Source organism: Streptomyces sp. x-80 (assembly GCF_046549095.1).
GTDB lineage: Bacteria > Actinomycetota > Actinomycetes > Streptomycetales > Streptomycetaceae > Streptomyces > Streptomyces celluloflavus.
This window is the reverse complement of sequence record NZ_JAJPWM010000055.1, coordinates 1-7,339: the sequence shown is the minus strand read 5'-3', so window position 1 is coordinate 7,339 and position 7,339 is coordinate 1. Positions and strand designations below refer to the sequence as shown.

Sequence of the window (7,339 nt, the reverse complement as noted above, 5' to 3'; positions counted from 1 at the left end):
AGAGACAGGCTGTCTGGGAAATGCTGAAAGAGGTCGTAGCGACCCGCTATGTCACGCCCTTGCGTGAGGGCGGATCGCTCCCGGGAATCGTCGAGGCCGACGATCTCGGGACATATGTCATGAAGTTGTCCACCTGGTGGCGCTGACCTGCGGATTTGTGATCCTACGGGCCCCGGACCTGCGTGGATGTGTCTTTCACTGTCTTTCAGTTTCGTGCTGCGTTATGTAGCCGATTCTCCCCACGCGCTCCCCAAGCCTTCGAATACTCCCCAGATTCTCCCCAGGGGTGCTAATGCCGCGAGCACTGTGCCTGGGGCGGGCTGGCACAGGTAGGCGGAACCGTCTTCTGGCGTCTACGTGGTCCAAGTCGGGAGCGTTTGGACTGGTCAGGGCCTTGTGGTTCAGGAGGTCGACGCTGTTGGTGACACGCGCGTGACAGGTGTGACCAATGTGGACCCCCGTCGGATCGATCCGACGGGGGTCTCCGCGTACGGGGACGGCCCGGTTGAGCGGTGGTCGACGGGGTTTGCTCTGCTCAGGTTCGCTGTTCTGGGCTGCGAGCGAGGGCGGCTGTCGCGAACCTTGAGCGCGTGCCATCGAAGTTGAGCGGCATGCCGGGTCAACGCTCCCACATCAGGAGGTGGAGCAGTGTCACCAAAGCGACACCGACGACGAGGGCGGTGCCGAACGACGGGTGCTCGAAGGCGGCGTACACAGTGCCGCAGCCAACGAGCATGAGCAGCACCGTCCGTTGATCTATCTGCCCGTTCATCCGCGAGACCCTCCCTGTGTCTACGCCGTCACGACTGTCAGAGGGAAACAACGACTGGAATTCCGACAGAAAACCCAACCGGATCACGAATTCTTCTGATCTTTAGGTTACCTGTCGCGCTTTCCGGTGGCCCGATCTGTCGACGGCAACACGACCCAGCTCTCACCGGGCACGATCAAGATGCGATGGCACGGTCTCGTGTCCGCCGGGATGGCGCAGGGCACCGGCGGCTCGGTAGGTGAGCTGAAATCCCCGGCCAGGGACTCGAAATTGTGTTCGTGAATGGCCGCAAGGGCGAGGAGCGGAAACGATCCAGAATCCAGAGGTATCCGGCCTCTTGCCTGCGTTTTCCTTCCCCGAGGCGGCCGGGCCTATCCCGTCGTCGGCTCTGGCCGACTCCCGTTGTCAGTGGTGGCGTCTACGGTTCCTTGTGGCCAGCGCGGAATGCCTGTGCGCGGCTGCGCGGGCATGGGTGCCGGCCGAGTAGGGCGTGCGTTTTCGCCGTTGGCGGGAAATGTGGTCGTACCTGCTGGGGTAGTGAGAGGGCAGGATGTATGGAGTTGGACTACGACCGTCTGGTCGCCCTGCGGAAGCAGAGTGCCGCTTGGCGGCTGCTGAAGGCCGACAACGCGGCGCTGATGCTGAGCTTCTTCAGCAAGGTGTTCGTCGAGCAGGGAGCGCGCTCGATTGCCGGTGCGGAGCTTGTCGAACGGCTGGACGACGAGTTGTTCACCCTCAATGACCGGCTGGGGCAGGGCACGTTTCCCAAGTCCGCGAAGGCGTATCTGGATGACTGGTCGGCACCGGGGAACGGTTGGCTGCGCAAGTTTTACCCGCCGGATTGGGACGAGCCGCACTATGACGCCACGGCCGCGGTCGAGAAAGCGATCGCGTGGGTCCGGTCGCTGGAAGAGCGTTCGTTCGTCGGTACGGAGTCGCGGCTGAACACGATCTTCGATCTGCTGCGGCAGATGACGTTCGGCACCGAAACCGACCCCGAGGTGCGACTGGCTGAGCTCACCCGGCGACGGCATGAAATCGACCAGGAAATCGAGCGGGTTGAGGCCGGCGAGGTGGACGTCCTGGACAGCGCGGCGCTGCGGGACCGCTACCAGCAGGTGACGACGACGGCGCATGGGCTGCTGGCCGACTTCCGCGAGGTCGAGGCGAACTTCCGGGACCTGGACCGGGACCTGCGGAGCAAGATCGCCGCGTGGGACGGGGCCAAGGGCGAACTCCTGGCTGAGGTGCTGGGCAGCCGCGAGAGCATCGCAGGGTCGGACCAGGGCCGGACTTTCCAGGCGTTCTACGACTCCCTGCTCGCCCCGAGCCGTCAGGACGAACTCAAGACGCTGCTGGCCGAGGTCGAGGCCATGGAGGCCATCGACGAGCCTGACCCGCGCATGCGGCGCATGCCCCGGGACTGGCTGGAGGCCGCCGAACGCAGCGCAGGCCCTGGACCTGCGCGACGTAGCGGGCGTGAGCCTGCCTCGATCGCACGCACCAGTTCCAGGACACGTCGGTCTTCCGAGCGCACCTGGTCGTCCAGGAACCGGCGGAGCTGATCCGACAGCTGCCGCACCGTGGCCTGGGTCACCACCGTGTTCGACGACCGCCGACAAGAAGAGATCACGTGGATCGGCGAGGACGACGTCCAGCAGGTCGCCACCGCGCCGGTGATCACCTTTGCCCGCACCGGTCCGGGCATTGCCTGGGCCACCAGCCCGAAGGAGGAGCGATGACCACGCCTGCCGCCCCCGCCCAGCACCCTGCGTACTCCCTGTCCTTGCCGGTGAACCAGCTACTCAAGGGCCCCGTCTTCCGCGACCAGCACGAGCGGGCCTTGGGACGGGCCGGGAGCCCGGCACATCGCCCCCGAGAACAGTGCACCATCCAGGGACGTGAGGGCGCTGCGACTACCAGGCGGAGACCTGTCAAAATGTGAGTAGGTGTGTGAACACGGGAGACGAACGGGGTCGCATGGGGAACGAAGACGCGTCGGCCGGCCGGCCCGACAGCGGATTCTGCGGGGGGAATTCTCCGATCACAGGGGCGATGACGCGCGCTGAGATGATTGAGGCGTGGCGGGCACACCGGACCGCCCGGCGCGCTGCTGCGGCGACCGGTCCTGAGGGTCCGGTTGACGGATTCGTCTTGCGTAAATGGCGGAAGGCCGGGGTTTTCGGCGCTGAGGCAGTGGCCCGCGTCGAGGACGTGCTGCGGGCGCTCTTGGTGTCCGTGGATGCCGAGGACGACACCCTGAGGTGGGGCGCCGACACCATTCGCGCCTGTCTGGACGGGCACCCAACGCCCCACCTGCTCCCTGCGGTCAGAGCCCTGCTGGAAGCCGCCGAACCGAAGCGGGCCGTCGCGCAGACCGCCGCCGTGTTGTCGGTCGTCCATGAAGCCGGCATGCCGTGGCTCTCGCCCGCCGGTGAGCGTCGCCTCGCAGTCATCGCCGGGCGAGTCCCGGCGTCCGAACTTGGACCGGACGACGTCTCCCGCACCGAGGACGACCCCGTCGGCGCTTACGCGCTGCATCACGCACTCATCAGGGGAAGCGTGGACGAGCTGTCGGCGCACCACCTGCGGGCCGTTATCCCGTGGGCTCCCCTCGGCATCGTCGACGACCTCATCGACGCAGGCGTACTGAACCGCGGGGATCAGCCGTGGAACCTGCGCGCGGACACTGCGGAACAGGGCTATCTGCTGGCCAGACTCGCACCGGAGAAGGTTGATGCTGCCCTCGCCCAGTCACTCGGCTGGAACGAGCCCCGTGAGCGGGAGGCGTTCTTGGCTGGCCAGTCGATGGATCCGGAACCAGGCAGCCTCTATGACCTGCTCCTGCGCGTGGCGGGCGGCGAGGCGGAGGTTCTCAAGAAACTCGAAGAGCTGTTGCCGCGCGACCTGGTGGTGCGACTGCGCAAGGTGCGGGCGGGCGCCATGACCGGCTCTTGGGACCCAGATATCCCTGCCGATCATGGACTGTGGCGACTTATGTGCACCCTGTGGGAGCCCAGGGCCGCAGTCAAGCCGGCACGCGGCCCGTTCTACGCCCTCGTTGCACTGCGACACGCCTACGACCTCATCTGCCAGGGCGAGAGGAAGAAGGCCCAGGTACAGGTGGACAAGCTTGTCGGTTACGAGGGCGCGGACGCTGAAGCCGCGGCTGAGGCTTGGAACATGTTCGCCTATCTTGCCCTGCTCGATGACAACCTTGACCTCGCCTACGTCTCGCTGGCACGCGTCGCCCGTACTGACCGGAGGGTTGAGGACAACCTGGCCCTCCTGGAACGTCGGCGGCGGACCAGGCGCAACGACCGGGACCAGCCGGCCAACCCGTACTTGGAGCTGGGGCTGCCGCACAAGAGTGAGCAGTGGAAGCATCAGTGGCGCGAGCGCCGCCGTGCAGACCGTGACGACCTCGACCTGGCAGCGCAGGCCAACTGGGCGAAGCGCCGTATCGAGCAGGCGGAGCGGACCGAGGACTGGTCCGACTTCTTCGTACTGCCGTTGGATCTTGCGGCTCTCCAACTGCCGACCATGCGCCCGAGGTCGCTGACTCCGCGGCCCGCTGCGATGCCCCGCCGGACCGCACCCGGTACCGCCGCGGGCCTCGCGGCGGTACGCGACCGCGCATTGGCAGCCCTCCTTCCCACCATGCTGTCCGCGCCCAGGCGCCCCGATCACGACCACAGGACATCGTCATGAGTAGCCAGTCCGCAGGCCGAAAGAACAATCCGGGCGCGGCCGGACAGGCGAAGAAGCCCACGGGGCGTATTCGCCGCAAGGAAAAGCGTGAGTTCGTTGAAGAGATGAAGCTGCGTACCCTCAGGCCGGAAGAACTGCTCCACCCGGCCCAGCTTCTCGCCCGATTCACAGAACGGGCCGAAGAGCTGATTGCGCAGCTTCCGCAGGAGTCCCAGCCCACCCCGGCAACGGTCAGCGCAGCGCTACGGCAAGGTGTGCTCGAAGCATTCCGAACGCGGGATGAGCACATCGCGAGGCTGGTTGAGACCGACCTCCTAGCGAGCATGCCCGAGCAAGGAGCGAAGGCCATACGCCGGGCGGTCCGGTCCTCGCTCGTCGACATGGGGGTCCGTGTGGTTGAGGAGGCTGACGAGCAGGAACTGTTCGTTGTGGTCGAAGGCGATGGCCAGGGCTTCGAGCTGGTCCGGCCGGCCTACGTGGACCAGGCGACCGGCAAGCTGCTGCTGGCCGGACAGCTGCGCCGTATCCCAACGCCAAGCGACCTGCCGACGCCGGACCAAGCCGATGAGGCGGGCGTGCGGGGAGACGGTGCCAAGTGACCTCGACAGGAATCGATTTCGGAACGACCAACTCAGTCGTGGCCCAGTGGCAGGGGGACGACGCCGAGGTATTGCCGCTCGATGCCCACCACATTGACGCAGACTGGCGGCACCCGGGGTTCGAGCAGCTCTTCCCCTCGGTGGTGGGTCTCAGCTCGCTCCGGCGCGGTCCTCTGTTCGGCTGGGAGGCGAAGCTCCGCTCGGAGGAAGCGGCGGAAGCCTGCAAGCGGCTCCTCAAGAGTGACGAGTACGTGAGCATCCAGGGCAGGCGCTTCGCAGCGACCACCGTCGCGGCGGGTGTCTTCACCGCCATGCGTGATGGTGCCCAGCACAATCTCACCGACATTGATCGTGCCGTCATCACCGTGCCCGCCAACGCGACGGGAGCTGCCCGCTACCGCACCAGGGCGGCGGCACGGTTTGCTGGCATAGAGGTCCAGGCTCTGCTCAACGAACCCACCGCCGCTGCCATCTCGTACGTCCACGACTTCCGCGAGGATTCCCAGATTCTGGTCTTCGACTGGGGCGGCGGAACGATCGACGTCACCGTGCTCGACTACGCGGACGGATTCTTCGAGGAGCGCGCGTCACGCGGAGTGACGGAGCTTGGCGGTCTTGAGATCGACCGGCGGCTGCGCGAACTGATCCTCGAACGGGCGCCCGCACGCAGGGCGTGGACTCCGGCGCAGGAGCGGCAGTTCCGGCTCGATGTGGAACGGAACAAGATCCTGCTCTCCTCCCAGCCGAGCGTCACGGTGAACACTCCGGACGGGATCGGCGTCGAGATTTACCAGGGCGAGCTGGAAGAGGCGATCGGCGATCTGGTAGACCGCGCACTTGCGCCGGTCGAACAGTGCCTGAGGGACCTGCACATGGCACCGCTCGACGTGGACGAGATCCTCATGATCGGCGGTACGAGCCAGATCCCCAGTGTGCGGGCCGCGGTGGCCGAGGCACTTCAGACAGAGCCTGTGCCTACCGAGTTGTGTGATCCGATGACGGCGGTGGCGCGCGGTGCGTCCCTCGCGGCGGCGGTTCTCGCCGGCGAGACCGAGGGCGTAATCCAGGTGGCTACCAGCCATGCGCTCGGCACCATGGTTAAGGACTCCTCGGGGCGGCAGCGGTTCAGCCAGATCATCCCGAGGAATTCCCCGCTGCCCTGGAAGGAGCGCAAGAGCTACACGCCGCAGAAGGACCATGCGCGGAAGCTGTCGGTGGAGATCTGGGAGGGAGACCCGGACAAGGAGCTCACCCACAGGGACAACGTGCAGCTCACCGAGCTCACCCTCACATACCCCACTCCGCGGGTCCGCGACGAATCTCGCTTCGACCTGGAGTACACGTACGACTCCAACGGTCTCCTCCACGTCAAGGCCACCCTGGAGCACACGGGGGAGGTGGTGGTCGACCAGGAGGTCGAGAGCTTCGGGTCAGGTGGCCCCACGCCTGAGGTCCAGGAGGAGCTGGGCCGGCTGATGAAGGCTAACTCAAGCCCGACACCGTTGGGATCAGCTGCTTCGACTGGGGGGACCCGCCCCGTGCCCGCGCCTCCGAAGGCGCTGCTGAGGACGGTCGACGGCGGCCCGCACGCCTTGGTGGTGGACGGTTCCAACCTTGCCTGGATCGGTCGTTCTCCGGTTCGCCCGGGGGTCTACGAAGACGGCGACCACCCGAGCTTCACCCAGCTCCAGGACGCACGGGCTGCCCTGGCCAAGAAATACCCCGACGCCGAGATCCACGTCGTGGTCGACGCCAGCTTCAGGCACAAGGTTGCCGAGGCGGAACGGGAAGCGGTTGAGGCTGCGCTCAGCAAAGGCGACATTGTCCAGCCGCCGGCCGGTACCGAGGGCAAGGGGGATGCCCTCGTGGCGGCCATCGCGGACGAATCCGGCGCGATGATCGTGACGAACGACAATTTCAGCGAACTGCAAAACCGCTATTCGTGGCTCCGGGAGAAGGGGCGGGTTCTGGGCGCGACCTGCTCCAAGGGGGTCTGGTACTTCACCGACCGGACCTGCGTGGCGCCGCGGGTGCGGGGGTAGGGCGCACCCGGTTGTAGCGCGTGTATGTGTGAGCCGTTCTGCGGGTGATCGGGGCCGACCAGTAGCGTCCGAGGTCCGTTCGATGGAGCTAGTACTCCAGCCGGACTTTGATGTTTTTCCTGGTCAACGGCTTGGGTTTGGGGAGTGTAGTGGGGTGGTGCTGGAAGCGGGGCGGGTTCGCCGGGCCTGTCCCGCGAAGGAGTGGCTGCGCCGTG

At 66.3% G+C, this 7,339-nt stretch carries 6 protein-coding genes; 5 read left to right on the top strand and 1 reads right to left on the bottom strand.

All coding sequences use genetic code 11. The annotated features are described in order from the left end of the window. Nucleotides 1–619: 619 nt before the first annotated feature. Nucleotides 620–772, bottom strand: a complete 153-nt coding sequence (locus ACLJWH_RS41720) for a hypothetical protein (RefSeq protein WP_411147035.1) — start codon at nucleotides 770–772, stop codon at nucleotides 620–622. A gap of 554 nt (nucleotides 773–1,326) precedes the next feature. On the opposite strand from ACLJWH_RS41720, the gene ACLJWH_RS41715 reads away from it, so the two are divergent. The 5 genes from ACLJWH_RS41715 to ACLJWH_RS41695 all read left to right on the top strand — a co-directional run bounded on the left by ACLJWH_RS41715 (nucleotide 1,327) and on the right by ACLJWH_RS41695 (nucleotide 7,124). After that, entirely contained in the window at nucleotides 1,327–2,337 is a 1,011-nt protein-coding gene (locus tag ACLJWH_RS41715) for a DUF3375 domain-containing protein (protein ID WP_411147034.1), read from the top strand. A gap of 18 nt (nucleotides 2,338–2,355) precedes the next feature. Continuing rightward, nucleotides 2,356–2,514 carry a hypothetical protein gene (locus ACLJWH_RS41710; RefSeq protein WP_411147033.1) on the top strand — a complete coding sequence of 53 codons (159 nt, stop codon included), beginning with the start codon at nucleotides 2,356–2,358 and terminating at the stop codon, nucleotides 2,512–2,514. A 313-nt stretch (nucleotides 2,515–2,827) separates the two neighbouring features. Beyond that, nucleotides 2,828–4,483: a hypothetical protein gene (locus ACLJWH_RS41705; protein ID WP_411147032.1), complete on the top strand. Its 1,656-nt coding sequence runs from the start codon at nucleotides 2,828–2,830 to the stop codon at nucleotides 4,481–4,483. Further along, complete coding sequence (locus tag ACLJWH_RS41700; protein WP_411147031.1) at nucleotides 4,480–5,082, top strand: hypothetical protein; 603 nt, start codon at nucleotides 4,480–4,482, stop codon at nucleotides 5,080–5,082. Before ACLJWH_RS41705 ends, ACLJWH_RS41700 begins: the two co-directional genes overlap by 4 nt. Then, on the top strand, nucleotides 5,079–7,124 hold the full coding sequence (locus ACLJWH_RS41695; RefSeq protein ID WP_411147030.1) for an Hsp70 family protein: 2,046 nt from the start codon (nucleotides 5,079–5,081) through the stop codon (nucleotides 7,122–7,124). The genes ACLJWH_RS41700 and ACLJWH_RS41695 overlap by 4 nt, the downstream gene beginning before the upstream one ends. Nucleotides 7,125–7,339: the final 215 nt, after the last annotated feature.

Coding starts and splice junctions, on each gene's coding strand:
- ACLJWH_RS41720 (WP_411147035.1), bottom strand. CDS start 772: ATGAACGGGCAGATAGATCAACGGACGGTGCTGCTCATGCTCGTTGGC.
- ACLJWH_RS41715 (WP_411147034.1), top strand. CDS start 1,327: ATGGAGTTGGACTACGACCGTCTGGTCGCCCTGCGGAAGCAGAGTGCC.
- ACLJWH_RS41705 (WP_411147032.1), top strand. CDS start 2,828: ATGACGCGCGCTGAGATGATTGAGGCGTGGCGGGCACACCGGACCGCC.
- ACLJWH_RS41700 (WP_411147031.1), top strand. CDS start 4,480: ATGAGTAGCCAGTCCGCAGGCCGAAAGAACAATCCGGGCGCGGCCGGA.